Source organism: Actinopolymorpha sp. B11F2 (genome assembly GCF_040195635.1).
Taxonomy (GTDB): domain Bacteria; phylum Actinomycetota; class Actinomycetes; order Propionibacteriales; family Actinopolymorphaceae; genus Thermasporomyces.
In genome coordinates this window covers 167,508-181,332 of record NZ_JBEFTX010000016.1, presented here as the reverse complement: position 1 = coordinate 181,332, position 13,825 = coordinate 167,508, and the positions used below count along the sequence as shown (strand labels likewise).

The following is a 13,825-nucleotide window of genomic DNA, read 5'->3' as shown; positions in this document are numbered from 1 at the left end:
CCGCTGCGCCCGCGACTACGAACGCCAACCCGAACACCACGAATCAATGGTCAGATGGGCTGCGATCCGGCTCCTCAGCCGACAACTCGTCAGATCGAGTCAAGATCGGAAATCAAGGTCACACGGAAGGATCTAGATTCAGGAACAGGCTCTAAGAGACATCCTCAGCCACGCCCTCCGACTCACGCCCCTCAGACGAAGCCGGGCACTCATCACCAACGTCAAGGACGCCACCAGCGCCGACGCCGACGACCTCGGACCCACCCCCTGGTCATGGCTAACGGCAGCCACGACCGATGGGAGACCGATGACGATCATGGTTCTCGGTACGCCGCCCACGTAGAGCCCATGGGACTACGGAGCCGAGTTCGGGGCGATCGGAAAACGGCTTGCGGTGCTCCGATGGGGCGTCGTACGTTCGGCCCCCGATGAACGAGACGCCCGAGGTCCTGCCGTTACCGGACCGGAAGCCGGTTGACGCCGCGGTGGCGGGCAGGTTGATCGCCGCGCAGTTCCCGCAGTGGGCCGATCTCGAGGTCCGGCCGGTCGACGCGCAGGGTTGGGACAACTGCACCTTCCGCCTCGGTGACGAGATGCTGGTGCGGCTGCCGACTGCCGAGGAGTACGCGCTGGCGGTGGAGAAGGAACACCGGTGGCTGCCGGTTCTCGCACCCGCGTTGCCGTTGGAGATCCCGGTTCCGCTGGCCAGAGGCGTACCCGATAAGGGCTTTCCGCACGACTGGTCGATCTATCGGTGGCTCGGTGGCGAACCAGCCGACCGTGCCGTCGTCGAGGACATGACGGCGTTCGCCATCGACCTGGCGGAGTTCCTCGTGTCCCTGCAGCGGGTCGACCCGACAGGCGGACCGGGCCCGGGACTGCACAACTGGTTCCGTGGCGGACCACTGACGACCTATGACGGGTGGGCCCGCGCCTCTCTGGAGACCTTGGACGGTCTGATCCGGACCGAGACCGCCGAGGAGATCTGGGAACGAGCGTTGCGAGCCTCGTGGGACAACCGGCCGGTCTGGTTCCACGGTGACATCGCCTCGGGAAACCTTCTGGTGAAGGACGGTGCGCTCGCGGCCGTCATCGACTTCGGCACCTGCGGGGTCGGAGACCCGGCCTGCGACCTGGCGATCGCCTGGACGATGCTGACCGGCAAGAGCCGGGCCGCGTTCCGCGATCGGCTGGAGGTGGACGAGGCGACCTGGCAGCGTGGACAAGGCTGGGCGCTCTGGAAGGCCCTGGTCGTTTGCGCCTGGGCAGTTCGCGACGGCGACGGCCTGCCGGCGGTCGCGTCGTTCGTTCTGGAGGAGATCCTCGCCGGGTAAGATTCGGCTTGGCCGCAACTGGCGAAGGTGGACAACCACCAGGGAGCGGCCGTTTCCCGCGTGATGCGTCGACCGCCTGGGCGCCTCCGTCAGTGATGTCCGGCTGACACCCAGGAGGCTACGCCGTGGATCTGCGTTACGGAATCAACCCCCAGCAGGCGGCCAACGCCGCGCCAGTGCGCCCCGGCCAGTGGCCGGTCCGGGTGCTGCAGGGCAACCCGTCGTTCATCAACATGCTGGACGCGCTGAACAGCTGGCAACTGGTGCTGGAGGCCAGCCGAGCCCTGCACCGACCAGCGGCTGCTTCCTTCAAGCACGTCTCGCCGGCCGGCGCGGCCGTGGCCGGACCCGTCGATGACGTCACCGCCGAGCTCTACGCCATCGACCGCGAGCAGGTCGGCGCGCTCACCAGCGCGTACGTGCGTGCCCGCGACGCCGACCCGAAATCCTCCTACGGTGATTTCGCCGCCGTCTCACACCCGGTCGACACCGAACTCGCCACGCTGCTGACCAACGTGGTCTGCGACGGCATCGTCGCTCCCGGCTATGCCCCCGGCACCGTCGCGACGCTCAGCAAGAAACGGAATGGCCGCTTTCTGGTCATGGAAGCAGACGAAACCTACAGACCCCCTGCGTGCGAGGCACGGGACGTGTTCGGCCTGCGGCTGTTCCAGCAACGCGACGAGGTGACGCTCTCCACGACGCTGCTGGACAACGTCGTGTGCGGTGCGCTGCCCGCGACGGCAGCGGCGGATCTCCTGCTGGGCTTGGCGGTCCTGCGCTACACGCAGTCCAACTCGGTGTGCTACCTGCGTGGTGGGGCGACCCTGGGGATCGGTGCCGGCCAGCAGTCCCGCGTGGACTGCACCCGCCTGGCCGGCGCGAAGGCCGACACCTGGTGGCTGCGACGCCACCCGGAGGTCCGCGCGCTCGCGTTCCAACCGTCCATCCGGCGTCAGGACCGGATCAACTGGCAGATCCGCTTCATCGAGGGCGACCTCACACCGGACGAGAGTACGCGAATGGCGAGCGCACTCTCCAAGCCCGCACGCGCGCTGACGGACGCCCAACGCAGGCAGTGGCTGACTGGCTTGAGTGAGGTCGCGCTCGTCTCGGACGGCGCCTTGCCGTTCCGCGACAACGTCGACCATGCACACCGGCACGGCGTCGGCTACATCGCCGAGCCAGGCGGATCGATCCGTTCCACCGATGTGGAGGACGCCTGCCGCGAGCATCAGATCGCTCTCGCCCGTACCGGCCTCCGGTTGTTCCACCACTGAGGACGCCGAGGTCTCCGCGGAGGCCAAACCAGCTTGCGCAAGCCTCGTGCCGCGAACCTACTCAAACAGGTGGAGCAGCAGGCTGCGGTGACCGGGAGCCAGCAGAAGGTCCCTGAACTGGTCGACGCCGCCGGCGGGCCATCGTTCGGCGATGCGCTTCACCGCAGGGTCCTGGATCTGGGCACCGAGCGCGCCGGGAAAGTCGCCCCAGATCACTTTGAAAGGACGGTCCCACAGTTGGTGCACCTCGGTGGGCACGGGTGGGGTGATGTTCAGTGCGTTGTGCATCGCTGCGACCTGTTCGTAGGCAGCCATCAGCGCGTTCTCGCGTTCCGGCCACGTCTCTGCCTGAAGCGCCTGCCACAGAATCGGCGACAGCTCGGCGGCGCAGGCCAGCCGGGAGAAGGCCGTCCCGAACCACTTCGAATAGGGCGCGTACTGCCGTTCCATCAGGAAGCACAGCCGCATCAGATCGAGCACCAGCCGCGATCCGATGAGCGCCGATCCGAGCTCGTCTCCCACGGAACCGGCCCGGCCGACCAGGTTGGCTTCCGGGTGAATGCGCCACCAACCCGCCACCAGCAGGTAGAACCACACGTCACGCGGATAGTAGGCGAAGCGGTCGCGGACGTTCTGCAGTCCGACCTCATCGTGATAGACCGCTCCGGCGGTGACCATACGAAGGCCCTGCTCAGAGAAGGTCAGCCAGTCGCGCGCACCGATCTCGCCGTCGATATCGACGTCCAGGCGTTGGCGAAAGTAGCCGCGCAGCGTGTGGATCCCGTAGTCGGTCGGATGGCCCTGGAACCGAGGCGGTACTCCCTGACGCAGCGTTTCGTCGATGGCCTCACTGTGGCGGGCGTGGTCTTCTTCCCGCAGGAAGAGCAGGACGCGCGGTTCCCAGTTATGGTCCCCCGACATCTCGTCGTCGAAGCCCAGGACCTCCGAGCCGCGGCCGAGGAGCGCCGCGCTGTGGGGAAGACCGGGGAACTCCGCGTCCAGGATCGGCCGGACGGCTTCCTGATAGAACCGCCGGCTCAGTTCCAGGCCGGGAACGAACGCAGACACGAGAGTGCACTCCTCAAGACGTGTGCCGCCGAGCGTTGCGGCACGGGCGTTGCGGCACGGGCGTTGCGGCACGGGCGTCATGCCACGTGCCCACACCGTGGATACCACGGAGCGTCAGCCGACAGGGCAGGGGTCACCGCAGGTCCGCTCTTCCTCCGATCAGGAGATGACCGGGGACGCGAGAGGGCAACCATGATCGTTCCTCGATGCGATCGAGATCGGTTTTCGGGCCGCCGCGATGATTTCTCGTCCCTGCGCGGGTTGTAGTAGCGACCGAACCTCAACACAGCATCAGCTGGGAAGGATCGACGACCATGCCTACCAACGAGGAACAGTCCGCACGCTGATCGAAAGGTGGGCGGACGCGGTCCACACCGGTGACCTGGCTGGCGTCCTGGCCGACCACACCGACGACATCGTGATGTTCGACGTGCCGCCACCGTACGCAGGCGTACACGGCATCGATGCCTACCGCGAGACCTGGCCGGGATTCTTCGAATGGCAGCGTCAAGGCGCCTCGTTCGAGATCGAGTCCCTGCACATCACCGCGGGCGAGGACATCGCATTCGCGTACGCCCTGCTGCGGTGTGGAACACCGCAGGAGTTCGCCGACGATCCCGAGAACCGGCTGCGGCTGACCCTGGGGCTGTGCAAGGAGAACGGCCGATGGGTTGTCACACACGAACATCACTCGTTCCCCCACACGGACCCCGGGTCCGGCGATGAGCCCGCTGAGGCGGCGCGTGGGTGAGGGTCGCTCCGGGATAACGGGTTTGCCTTCTCCGTACCCATCATGGATAGTGTCAGTATCCATATGCGGATAGCGCTACTACCCATCACGAACGGAAAGATCATGGTCTTACTCGTCCTGGCGGTCGCCCTCCTGGGATTCCGCCTCCTCGGCACGCTCGGGGTCCGCCGATTCGCCACCTGGCCGGCCAGCGCCGCACCCGCGATGGCCGTCATGCTCGTCGTCACCGCGAGTGCGCATTTCGTCCCGGCGGGCGTCACCGTGATGCCCAACCACGCCGATCTCGTACGCATGGTGCCGCCGCTGGTCCCGTTCCCTGACGCGATGGTGTACCTGACCGGCGTACTCGAACTGCTCGGCGCTCTCGGGCTGGTGCTGACCGCGACCCGCTGGGCGGCCGGACTCAGCCTCGCCGCCCTCTTCGTCCTCCTGCTTCCCGCGAACATCTACGCCGCCGTCGCCGGCGTGCCGTTCAACGGAGAGGAGCCCACGCCGTTGTGGCTGCGGATTCCCGAGCAGATCCTCTACATCGCCCTCGTCGTCTGGGTCGCCCGGTCGGCGGACAGCACAGCAATCCGGCGCTTGCTGCGCCGGCACCTGCGCCGCTCCGAGTCCGCACCGCCAGCCGTGGCATCCCGCTGACCGCCATCTCATCCTGATTTCGCAGAAGGAGTACGCCGTGGAAACCGTGGCTCTCAGTGCCGAGTCCCGGCTGGTCGCCGGGGCGGTTCTCCTCACCATCGTCACCATCCAGGTCGGCGGCTGGTTCATGACCCGGATCGCCCGCGGCCAAGTGCCGATGACCGACTTCCAGAAGTCGTTCGCCCGCGCCGGGCACGGCCATGCGGGCGTCCTCGTGATCCTGAGCCTGGTCGGCCTGCTCTACGCAGACGCCACCGGCCTCACCGGGCTGGCGTTGTGGACCGCCCGGCTGGGTATTCCCGTCGCCGCGGTCCTGATGTCCGCCGGGTTCTTCGCCGCCTCCGCCGGGAGGAATGCCACCGGGCCCAACCGGTTGATCTGGATACTGTGGATCGGTGCGCTCTCCCTCGCCGCGGGCGTGGTCAGCCTCGGCATCGGCCTGCTGACCGCCTGACCCACGCGACCCACGCGAGCTCGCCTGGATCGTGGAGAAGTTCCGGGAGTGGACCGACCCGGCCACTGATCTGGCCGAGTCTGCCGTCGAGTTGGACCAGCTGCTCACCAACGTCACGTTGTACTGGCTGACGGGAACGGGCGCATCCGCGGCACACCTCTACTACGAGACGCGGGCGGAGCGGGAGATGGAGGACCAGCAGGACGCTTCGGACAGAAGGCCACCGGTGCCGACCGACTCGCCATCTTCCCGTCCGACCCCGCGATCCGGCGGATCGCCGAACGCGAGCACACCCCTCGTGCACTGGTCAGAGTTCGACCGCGGGGGACACTTCGCCGCCATGGATGCGCCCGACCTGCTCGTCGACGACGTACGAACCTTCTTCCGCCGCGTCCGGCGACAGACCTGCCGCACCCGTCCGGCCCTAGGACGACGCGCCCGTCACCGGCGGGCTGAGTCGGGCGAAGCCTTCCTGCCGCTGGTAGGGAAAGTACGGATAGGGCGCGGTCAGCGCGCTGGCGGCGTCGAGCCTCGCCAGCTGGTCCGAGGTGAGCGTCCACCCGACGGCGCCGAGGTTTTGGCGCAACTGGGCTTCGTTGCGGGCACCGACGATGACCGAGGCGACCGTCGGTCGCCGCAAGAGCCAGTTGAGGGCGATCTGCGGAACCGCTTTGCCGGTCTCCTCGGCGAGTTCGTCGAGGACGTCCACCACACCGAAGAGGCGCTCGTCGTCGACGGGTGGACCGAAGTCCGCGGTCTCGTGCAGCCGACTGCGCGCCGGCAGCGGTTGGCCGCGACGGATCTTGCCGGTGAGCCTCCCCCAGCCGAGCGGGCTCCAGACGAGTGCGCCGACGCCCTGGTCGAGCCCGAGGGGCATGAGCTCCCACTCGTAGTCGCGGCCGACGAGCGAGTAGTAGACCTGATGCGCGACATAGCGGGGGTAGCCGTACTTCTCCGCGACGGAAAGCGACTTCATCACCTGCCAGCCGGAGAAGTTGGAGACGCCGACGTACCGGACCTTTCCGGTACGTACGAGGTCGTCGAGGGTGGACAGCACCTCCTCGATCGGCGTACCGGCATCGAAAGCGTGCAACTGGAAGAGGTCGATGTAGTCGGTGCCGAGGCGCCGGAGTGCCTCCTCGCACGCCCTGATCAGGCGCGACCGCGACGAACCGGCCTGGTCGGGCCCGTCGCCCATCGGCAGGCTGGTCTTGGTGGAGAGGATCACGCGGTCCCGCCGGCCCGCGACAGCCTGGCCGAGGACCTCCTCGGACGCGCCGTTCGAATAGACGTCGGCCGTGTCGAACATCGTGACGCCGGCGTCCAGGCAGATGTCCACGAGACGGCGAGCCTCGTCGGCATCCGTCTGGCCCCAGGCCCCGAACAGCGGGCCCTGGCCGGCGAACGTGCCGGCGCCGAAGCTGAGGGCGGGGACCATGAGTCCGGAGCCGCCCAACCGTCTGAATTCCATGACCACGTTCCTTCCCGCGACATGACAGAAAGCCAGCCACTAACGGTCCCGCAGTTCCGTTAAGCTGGGCACGGTCAACCTAGCACGCCTCCGCCGTTAACGAAACTGGAGACCCGTTATGGACGCTGAGCAGGCCGGCCCTGGCACCATCCGCCCTGGAGGACGGACGGCCAGAGTGCGGGCGGTCGTGCTCCAGGCAGCGGGGCACGCCCTCGCCGAGAACGGTCTGGCCCACCTGGACCTCGCCGACGTCGCGCATCGGGCGAACGTGGGCAAGACGACCGTCTACCGCCGCTGGGGAACCGCGGCCAGCCTCGTCGCCGATCTGCTGGTGGACATGGCCGAGCAGTCCTCGCCCCGCACCGAGACGGGCACGCTGATCGGCGACCTCAAAGCCAACGCGCGACTCGTCCAGCGGACCCTGAGCGACCGCCGCCAGGGAGCGCTGTTCAAGGCGATCATCGCCGCGGCGACGTGTGACGACCGGACGGCCGGAGCCCTGCGGCGCTTCTACGACACGCGGGTCGCGGAATGGGCGCCGTGCGTCCACCAGGCCATCGACCGGGGTGAGCTACCGGCGCTCACCGACGCCCACGAGGTGATCCGGGCCGTCTCCGCTCCGCTCTACTACCGCCTGCTGACAGGCGGCGATCCCCTCGACACCACCGCCGCGGATCGTGCCGCCGAAGCCACCGCCGCGGCGGCCCGGGCCGGGGCGTACGTCCGTCGGTAGCGACGAGCGCTGGCGGCCACCCCGTCAGGTTTCGATCAGGACATGGTCCTCGTCTTCGCCCGGCGGTTCGACCTTGGCCTCGAGAACGTCGAAGGTGTGGCGCGACATCCGGATACTGCCCCGCGGATCGTGGTTGCGTCGCTCGACGCGCGCCCACGCCACCTCCCGGTCGCGACAGCGCACATGGTGCAGCCGGGACGAGGCGCCACACCGCTCGGCGAGGCGGCGGGCGGTGTCCCGCTTGCTCCGCGCCCAGAACCCGAGGTCGAGTACGACGTCGACACCGAGCGACAGACACCGGCACCACAGCGGTTCCATCACCGTCTCGACCCGGCGGATCAGCGGCGCCATGTCGGCAATCCGGCTCTCGTCCTCGTCGTAGAGCGTGGCGACCCACTCATCCGTACTGAACCGGACGGCCCCGAGGCGCTCGGCCAGGCTCTGGGCGTAGGTCGTCTTGCCAGCTCCGATGTAGCCGTAGATCAGATGCGCGGTGGCCATCGGAGAAAGTGTAGGGAGGACGTGTCCACACGCGCCCGGGAGCACCCCCGCCACGTAGGCCAGGATGGTCGCCATGGTGAACGACACGGTGGCTGTCCTTGGTCCTGGCGGTGTCGGCGGACTGCTCGGCGGGTTGCTCGCTCGTGCCGGGCGCCGGGTGGTGTTCCTCGCCCGGCCCGCGACGGCGGCGGCCCTGCGGGAGACTGGCCTCACCGTCACCAGTACGGCGTTCGGCGACTTCACCGTGCCGGTCGAGGCCGACACCCAGCTCCGCGAACCTGTCGCCGCCTGCCTCATCACCGTCAAGGCCACCGCACTCGGTGATGCCCTCACCCGCCTGCCTTCCGACGCGTCCGGCGCGGGTCTGCTCGTGCCGTTCCTCAATGGCGTCGACCACATGTCGCTCCTGCGCGAGCGCTACCCCACCGCGTCGGCGGTCGCCGGCACCATCGTCGTGGAGTCGACCCGCGTCGCGCCGGGACGCATCGAGCACACCAGCCCGTTCGCGCGGATCGAGCTGGCGAGCGCCACGGTGGAGCGGCAACGGCTCGACCAGCTTGCCGGTCTGTTCGCCGAGGTCGGCCTCGACGCGTCGGTGCGCGCCGACGAGACGGCGATCCTGTGGAACAAGGCGTCGTTCCTCGCCCCGATGGCGTTGCTGACCACCCACGCCCGCGCACCGATCGGGGTCGTACGCAACGACCGGCGGTCCACCATGCTGGCGGTCATCGACGAGATCAGCGGGGTCGCCCGGGCGTCAGGTGGCACCGTCGACGCGGAGACGGTCGTCGCGGGCCTGGACCGGATGCCGGAGACCCTGAAATCGTCGATGTTGCGCGACGCCGAGGCCGGCCGCGCGATCGAGCTGGACGCGATCGGCGGTGCCGTGCTGCGGGCCGCCGAGCGGCACGGCATCGACGTCTCCGTGACCGCGGGCCTGGTCGACGACCTTCGAGTGCCGCGTCCATGAGAGCGTCACCAGGAACGACTGTCCTTCCAGGTCTTGAACACATGGATGACTATCCGTCGTCAAACCGGGTAGATCGAGTCGCGAGACACGACCTCAGCGACGAAACGCCACCACGTCCACCAGCACCAGAGCGCCCGGACCTCGTGCTTTTGGCCGGTACGCATGAGCGGCAGTGATCACGCACGGCGTCGCCCGGCCCTCCGCGCGCCGGTCGCCTGCCCCATCGCGTTGCCAGGTGCGACTGCGATGGCGCAGGCGAAAGGGACGAGAGCATGACCGGAGAGCAACCCGTGGCCGAGGCGGCCATCGAGCTTGCCGACTCCGCCGGAATCGACGTGAGCTCACTCGACCCGCTCGGAGCCGTGATCCACCACTGCATGTCGCTGATGGACATCGCCGCCAGCGGCGTGATGCTCGCCGACCGGTACGGCCGACTCCAGACGGCGGCCACCAGTGCCACGTCCGATGCCCTGACCCGCCTCTTCGAGCTGGAGTCAGAAGGCGGACCCTGTACGGAGAGTTACCAGACTCAGGAGCCGGTCAGCGAGACCGATCTCGATGCTGCGCCTACCCGCTGGCCGCAGTACGCACTGTGCGCGCGGGAGGCCGGCGCCCGTGCGGTTCATGCGTTCCCGCTCAAGGTGGGCACGCTGACGGTCGGCGCGCTCGGGTTCGTCAGCGCCGAACCGAAGCCCCTCTCCGACGACGACCAGCGGCTCGCGACGGCGCTGGCCGACCTGGCGACGATCGGCGTACTCCACCAGAGCTCCGCGGGACGGGCACACAAGGTCGCCGGCCAACTGCAGGGGGCCCTCGACAGCCGCGTCATCATCGAGCAGGCCAAGGGAATGCTGGCCCAGCGCAGCGGTCTGAGCGTCGACCAGGCGTTCAACGCGCTCCGGCACCACGCCCGCAGCAACCGGCTCAGGCTGGCCGAACTCGCCCAGCAGGTCGTCGACGGCACGGGCGATCCCACCGTCATCCTGGACTCCCTGTCGACGACCGCCGCACGGCCGACGCAGGTCACGAGGCCGATCCGTCCCTCGGGCTCGCCACGTCCCAGCCGGCCAGACACACCGAGACGAGGGGGCTCCGGCCCACCGGCGGGACACTGACGCGGAAGATTCGGGGGACCATCGTGCGGCAAGCCGGCTGGAAGGCGATCGAATTCGTGCTGTTCGCGGCACTCGGCGTCGTCTGGGTGATGGTGATGCTCGTCCGCTGAGCGCCGCTCCCACTGCTCCGATGCCGAGCGCCGCTCACACCTCGGACAGCAGACCGGCGATGAGCGCGGCACGGCGCGGCATGCTCTCGATCAGGACGTGCTCATGGTCGGCATGCGCGCCGCCACCCTCCGGGCCGAGGCCGTCGAGGGTGGGTACGCCCATGGCGGCGACGAGGTTGGCGTCACTGGCTCCACCGGTCGAGCCCTCCCCGAGGTCGCCGGCTCCCATGCCGGCCGCGATCGCGCGGGCGTGGGCGAAGAGCTGTCGGCTGGCGGGAGTCGACTCCATCGGCGGGCGGGACGCCTCGACCCGCACCGTCAGTGTCGTACCGGTCACTGCCGGGAACAGCCCGGTGATCGCCTGTTCGACGCGGCTGGCTTCGGCCGCGGTGGCGACCCGGACGTCGATCTCGGCCTCCGCGTGGGCCGCGACGACGTTGGGACGGCTGCCGCCGCGGACCACGCCGACGTTGACGGTGGTGCCGCGCTCGCGATCGTTCAGCCGGTGGAGCGCCTGCACCTGGTGGGCCAGCTCGACGATCGCGCTCGCTCCCTTGTCGGGTTCGATCCCCGCGTGGGCGGCGCGACCGCCGATCGCCAACCGGTACGTGGCGATGCCCTTCCGCACGGTCTTGAGCGCGCCACCTGGCAGGGGCGACTCGAGGACGAAGGCGGCAGCGGCACCGGTCGCGGCGGTTTCGATCAACTCCCGTGACGTCCGGCTGCTGACCTCTTCGTCGCAGCTGAGGAGAATCCGCACCTGACGCCGTGGGGCGCGTCCCTGTGCCTCGAGCTCGCGGAGCGCGTACAGCAGCAGCACCAGGCCACTCTTCATGTCGAAACTTCCCGGACCGGTGAGGATGCCGTCCTCGATCCGCAGCGGCATCCGGGAGAGCGTGCCGCGTGCCCACACCGTGTCGTAGTGGCCGAGGACGACGACGGGTGCGGATTCGGGCTCCGCGCCCGGCACCGTGAGCGAGAGGTGGGGCGCCCCCTCAGGCCCGAGCGGGTGACGGGTCAGAGTTCCGAGCTCGCCGAACCGCTGCTCGAGCCGGCCAGCCATCTCCGCAAGGCCCGCCGGATCGTCCGAACCGGACTCGATGCTGACCCACTCGGCGAGCAGGTCGACCATCTCCTGGCGCCGCGCCTCCAGCCGCGCGCGGATCTCCCCCGCGATCGATCCGCCCATGCCCGTCAGTCTGCCAGGACGGGGAGTACGACGTGCGAGGGGTGAGCGGCGCTGTGGTGGACGGTGTTGTCCGCCACCTGGTGCCGGTGGTGACGCCCGATCGGTTCGCCGGTGTTGGGGTTGGGGTCGAACCGCGGGAAGTTGCTCGACGACACGTCGACCCGGATCCGGTGTCCCTTGCCGAAGACCGCGCCGGTGCCGTACATCGGGATACGCAGCTGGTAGACCTCCCCGGGAACCATCGGCTCCGGTTGCGCGGGATCGTTGCGGTAACGGCACCGGAAGATCGAGTCGGAGATGTTCACGGCGTACCCGCGCGGGTAGTCCGCCGAAGGCGGAAAGACGTCGACGAGCTTGACCGTGAAGTCGGTGTCGGGCGCGGACGAGGAGACGTACAGCACCGCCGCCAGCGGGCCGATCACCGTCACGTCGGCGGCGAGCGGCTCGGTCTGGAACACCACCACGTCCGCGCGCGCGGCCAGTGGGAGGTAGGGCGGCCGGGCGCCGAGCACGTCCGGCCCGGTGCGCTGGTCCTGTCCACCGACCTTGACGATGGACGCCCATCGTTCTTCGTACGGGATGCGGTCCGCGAGCGCGTCCGGCACCGGCACCTGGTCAGAGAGCGACGAGATGTTCCCGCCGATCGTCGGCACCGGATCGGCCGGGTCGTAGCAGAACGTCGTGCTTTCCGCTGTGGCCGCGATGCCACCGGACGTCGGCTCCGGAGGCTCGGTGCCGAGAGACCCGTCGCCCCGCAGGTGGTACGTGACCTCGGCCACGCCCGCCGGCGGGAACTGTTTCTCGCCACGCCATTCGCCACCGCGGCGGAGCCGCCCCTCGCGCGACCGTGAACCGTCACCCGCGCCCATGACGAACAGCCGGACGGGGTCCTCCCGGTCCACGCCGTTGTCGAGGCCCTTCAGCCAGCGGTCGAACCACCGGAGGTGGAGGTGCGGGAAGTCGTCCGCAAGATTACCGGCGAGGGCGCCCGCTTCCCCGAACTCGACGTCACCGGCGAACGTCGTGTCCACCGTCGTCGAACCGTGCGTCCACGGGCCCATGACGAGGTGGACGGGGCCCTTCTTGCGCCGTGAGAGCCCGGTGAAGTTCTCGATCGTCGCGCGGGTGTAGGAGTCGTACCATGCGCCGCACAACAGGACCGGCACGTCGGCGAAGTCGTCCCAGTGCTTCATGACGTGGAAGCCGGGCTGCTCCCAGAACTCCTCATAGTCCCCGCGGGTGTAGAGATCCAGCGCCCAGCGCTCGATCGACGGCGAGTGGGCGAGCGGCGTCAGGCCTGGACGCAGCGGCAGCCGACGCAGCCACTCCGCCGCCGAGACCGCGGTCTGCGCGGCTGTCAACTCGGGGTTGCGCGCGTTCGCCGGCGTCGTCGCCGCCTCCATGAACGCCCAACTGAGAAAGCGCAACTCCATTGCGCCGTTGTGGCGTACGGAACTGGTATAGGCGTTCGATCCGGACTGGTTGACCACCATCGCGGCGAGGTGGGGTGGGTTCAGCGCGGCGGCCGCCGTCTGGGTCCATCCGGAGTACGACGTGCCCATCGTGCCTACCGCGCCGGTCGACCAGGCTTGGACACCGAGCCACTCGATCGTGTCGTACCCGTCCTCGGGTTCCTGGACGAGGAAGTCGAACGTGCCCTCCGAGGCGTACCGTCCCCGGCAGTCCTGGATCGCCGTCACGTAGCCACGGCGGGCGAAGTACTCCCCCAGCTCGCGCATGGCAGCGGTCCGCTTGTTGTACGGCGTACGTACGAGGACAACCGGATACGCCCCGGTCGCCCGGGAGTCAGGCGCGGCGGGATCCGCCGGAAAGAACAGGTCCGTGGCGAGCCCGACGCCGTCGCGCATCGCCAACCGCACGTCACTCGCCAGCAGTACGCCGAACTCGCTCGGCGACTCCGGTTGCCCTCGCCAGTCAGCCACGTCGACTCCTCGGGAGATGGGAGGGGTCCAGGTCGGAATGCGGAACCCCTTCCTCCGAACCTATGAGACGAAAGGCACCCTCATCGAGACCAGACCCGGGTGCCGCGGATGACCGCGTTCGGCACCGGCATGCACATCGGCCCGGCGATGCGCCCACGACCCGGCATCCCCCACAAGCCCTCGATGGGTGAACTTTGCCCGCCAGAACCTGGTCGATAGTGGGACACAAACACCAGTGCTCACATTCTGGAACCAACGGCGGAG

The 13,825-nt window shown here is 68.8% G+C and carries 13 protein-coding genes and 1 riboswitch; of the genes, 8 read left to right on the top strand and 5 right to left on the bottom strand.

Annotated features, from left to right (window positions below):
- Positions 1-428 precede the first annotated feature (428 nt).
- Complete coding sequence (locus ABN034_RS25930) at positions 429-1,334, top strand: aminoglycoside phosphotransferase family protein (protein ID WP_349693580.1); 906 nt, start codon at positions 429-431, stop codon at positions 1,332-1,334.
- Between the two features lie 4 nt (positions 1,335-1,338).
- Positions 1,339-1,423: riboswitch (ZMP/ZTP riboswitch) on the top strand.
- Between the two features lie 36 nt (positions 1,424-1,459).
- Positions 1,460-2,614, top strand: a complete 1,155-nt coding sequence (locus tag ABN034_RS25925; protein WP_349693579.1) for a phosphoribosylaminoimidazolecarboxamide formyltransferase — start codon at positions 1,460-1,462, stop codon at positions 2,612-2,614.
- A 57-nt stretch (positions 2,615-2,671) separates the two neighbouring features.
- Here the strand turns inward: ABN034_RS25925 and ABN034_RS25920 are convergent, their stop codons facing one another.
- Positions 2,672-3,682, bottom strand: a complete 1,011-nt coding sequence (locus tag ABN034_RS25920) for a DUF4037 domain-containing protein (RefSeq protein ID WP_349693578.1) — start codon at positions 3,680-3,682, stop codon at positions 2,672-2,674.
- 238 nt (positions 3,683-3,920) lie between these two features.
- On the opposite strand from ABN034_RS25920, the gene ABN034_RS25915 reads away from it, so the two are divergent.
- The 3 genes from ABN034_RS25915 to ABN034_RS25905 are packed head-to-tail and all read left to right on the top strand — an operon-like array spanning position 3,921 to position 5,529.
- On the top strand, positions 3,921-4,433 hold the full coding sequence (locus ABN034_RS25915) for a YybH family protein (protein WP_349693577.1): 513 nt from the start codon (positions 3,921-3,923) through the stop codon (positions 4,431-4,433).
- Positions 4,434-4,475: 42 nt separating this feature from the next.
- Positions 4,476-5,075: a DoxX family protein gene (locus ABN034_RS25910; RefSeq protein WP_349693576.1), complete on the top strand. Its 600-nt coding sequence runs from the start codon at positions 4,476-4,478 to the stop codon at positions 5,073-5,075.
- Positions 5,076-5,112: 37 nt separating this feature from the next.
- Positions 5,113-5,529 carry a hypothetical protein gene (locus ABN034_RS25905; protein WP_349327291.1) on the top strand — a complete coding sequence of 139 codons (417 nt, stop codon included), beginning with the start codon at positions 5,113-5,115 and terminating at the stop codon, positions 5,527-5,529.
- 424 nt (positions 5,530-5,953) lie between these two features.
- On the opposite strand, the gene ABN034_RS25900 is transcribed toward ABN034_RS25905, so the two are convergent.
- Complete coding sequence (locus ABN034_RS25900) at positions 5,954-7,000, bottom strand: aldo/keto reductase (protein WP_349693575.1); 1,047 nt, start codon at positions 6,998-7,000, stop codon at positions 5,954-5,956.
- A 118-nt stretch (positions 7,001-7,118) separates the two neighbouring features.
- Between ABN034_RS25900 and ABN034_RS25895 the strand changes: the two genes are divergently transcribed.
- The gene (locus tag ABN034_RS25895; RefSeq protein WP_349693574.1) at positions 7,119-7,733 is read left to right on the top strand and encodes a TetR-like C-terminal domain-containing protein; all 615 of its coding nucleotides are present in this window, start codon (positions 7,119-7,121) and stop codon (positions 7,731-7,733) included.
- A 24-nt stretch (positions 7,734-7,757) separates the two neighbouring features.
- Here the strand turns inward: ABN034_RS25895 and ABN034_RS25890 are convergent, their stop codons facing one another.
- On the bottom strand, positions 7,758-8,234 hold the full coding sequence (locus ABN034_RS25890) for a P-loop nucleotide/nucleoside kinase family protein (RefSeq protein ID WP_349693573.1): 477 nt from the start codon (positions 8,232-8,234) through the stop codon (positions 7,758-7,760).
- Positions 8,235-8,307: 73 nt separating this feature from the next.
- On the opposite strand from ABN034_RS25890, the gene ABN034_RS25885 reads away from it, so the two are divergent.
- Both ABN034_RS25885 and ABN034_RS25880 read left to right on the top strand, forming a co-directional pair.
- Positions 8,308-9,204, top strand: coding sequence for a ketopantoate reductase family protein (locus ABN034_RS25885; RefSeq protein ID WP_349693572.1), 897 nt, complete (start codon positions 8,308-8,310; stop codon positions 9,202-9,204).
- 272 nt (positions 9,205-9,476) lie between these two features.
- Positions 9,477-10,319, top strand: coding sequence for an ANTAR domain-containing protein (locus ABN034_RS25880; RefSeq protein ID WP_349693571.1), 843 nt, complete (start codon positions 9,477-9,479; stop codon positions 10,317-10,319).
- 144 nt (positions 10,320-10,463) lie between these two features.
- On the opposite strand, the gene ABN034_RS25875 is transcribed toward ABN034_RS25880, so the two are convergent.
- Positions 10,464-11,618 (bottom strand): M20 family metallopeptidase, encoded by a 1,155-nt coding sequence (locus ABN034_RS25875; RefSeq protein ID WP_349693570.1) that lies wholly within the window; start codon positions 11,616-11,618, stop codon positions 10,464-10,466.
- 5 nt (positions 11,619-11,623) lie between these two features.
- Positions 11,624-13,561: a CocE/NonD family hydrolase gene (locus ABN034_RS25870; protein WP_349693569.1), complete on the bottom strand. Its 1,938-nt coding sequence runs from the start codon at positions 13,559-13,561 to the stop codon at positions 11,624-11,626.
- Positions 13,562-13,825 lie beyond the last annotated feature (264 nt).

Excerpts from the sequence above, each read along its gene's own strand:
- ABN034_RS25885 (WP_349693572.1), top strand. The coding sequence starts at position 8,308 with ATGGTGAACGACACGGTGGCTGTCCTTGGTCCTGGCGGTGTCGGCGGA.
- ABN034_RS25910 (WP_349693576.1), top strand. The coding sequence starts at position 4,476 with ATGGATAGTGTCAGTATCCATATGCGGATAGCGCTACTACCCATCACG.
- ABN034_RS25890 (WP_349693573.1), bottom strand. The coding sequence starts at position 8,234 with ATGGCCACCGCGCATCTGATCTACGGCTACATCGGAGCTGGCAAGACG.
- ABN034_RS25875 (WP_349693570.1), bottom strand. The coding sequence starts at position 11,618 with ATGGGCGGATCGATCGCGGGGGAGATCCGCGCGCGGCTGGAGGCGCGG.
- ABN034_RS25880 (WP_349693571.1), top strand. The coding sequence starts at position 9,477 with ATGACCGGAGAGCAACCCGTGGCCGAGGCGGCCATCGAGCTTGCCGAC.
- ABN034_RS25895 (WP_349693574.1), top strand. The coding sequence starts at position 7,119 with ATGGACGCTGAGCAGGCCGGCCCTGGCACCATCCGCCCTGGAGGACGG.
- ABN034_RS25900 (WP_349693575.1), bottom strand. The coding sequence starts at position 7,000 with ATGGAATTCAGACGGTTGGGCGGCTCCGGACTCATGGTCCCCGCCCTC.
- ABN034_RS25915 (WP_349693577.1), top strand. The coding sequence starts at position 3,921 with ATGATTTCTCGTCCCTGCGCGGGTTGTAGTAGCGACCGAACCTCAACA.
- ABN034_RS25930 (WP_349693580.1), top strand. The coding sequence starts at position 429 with ATGAACGAGACGCCCGAGGTCCTGCCGTTACCGGACCGGAAGCCGGTT.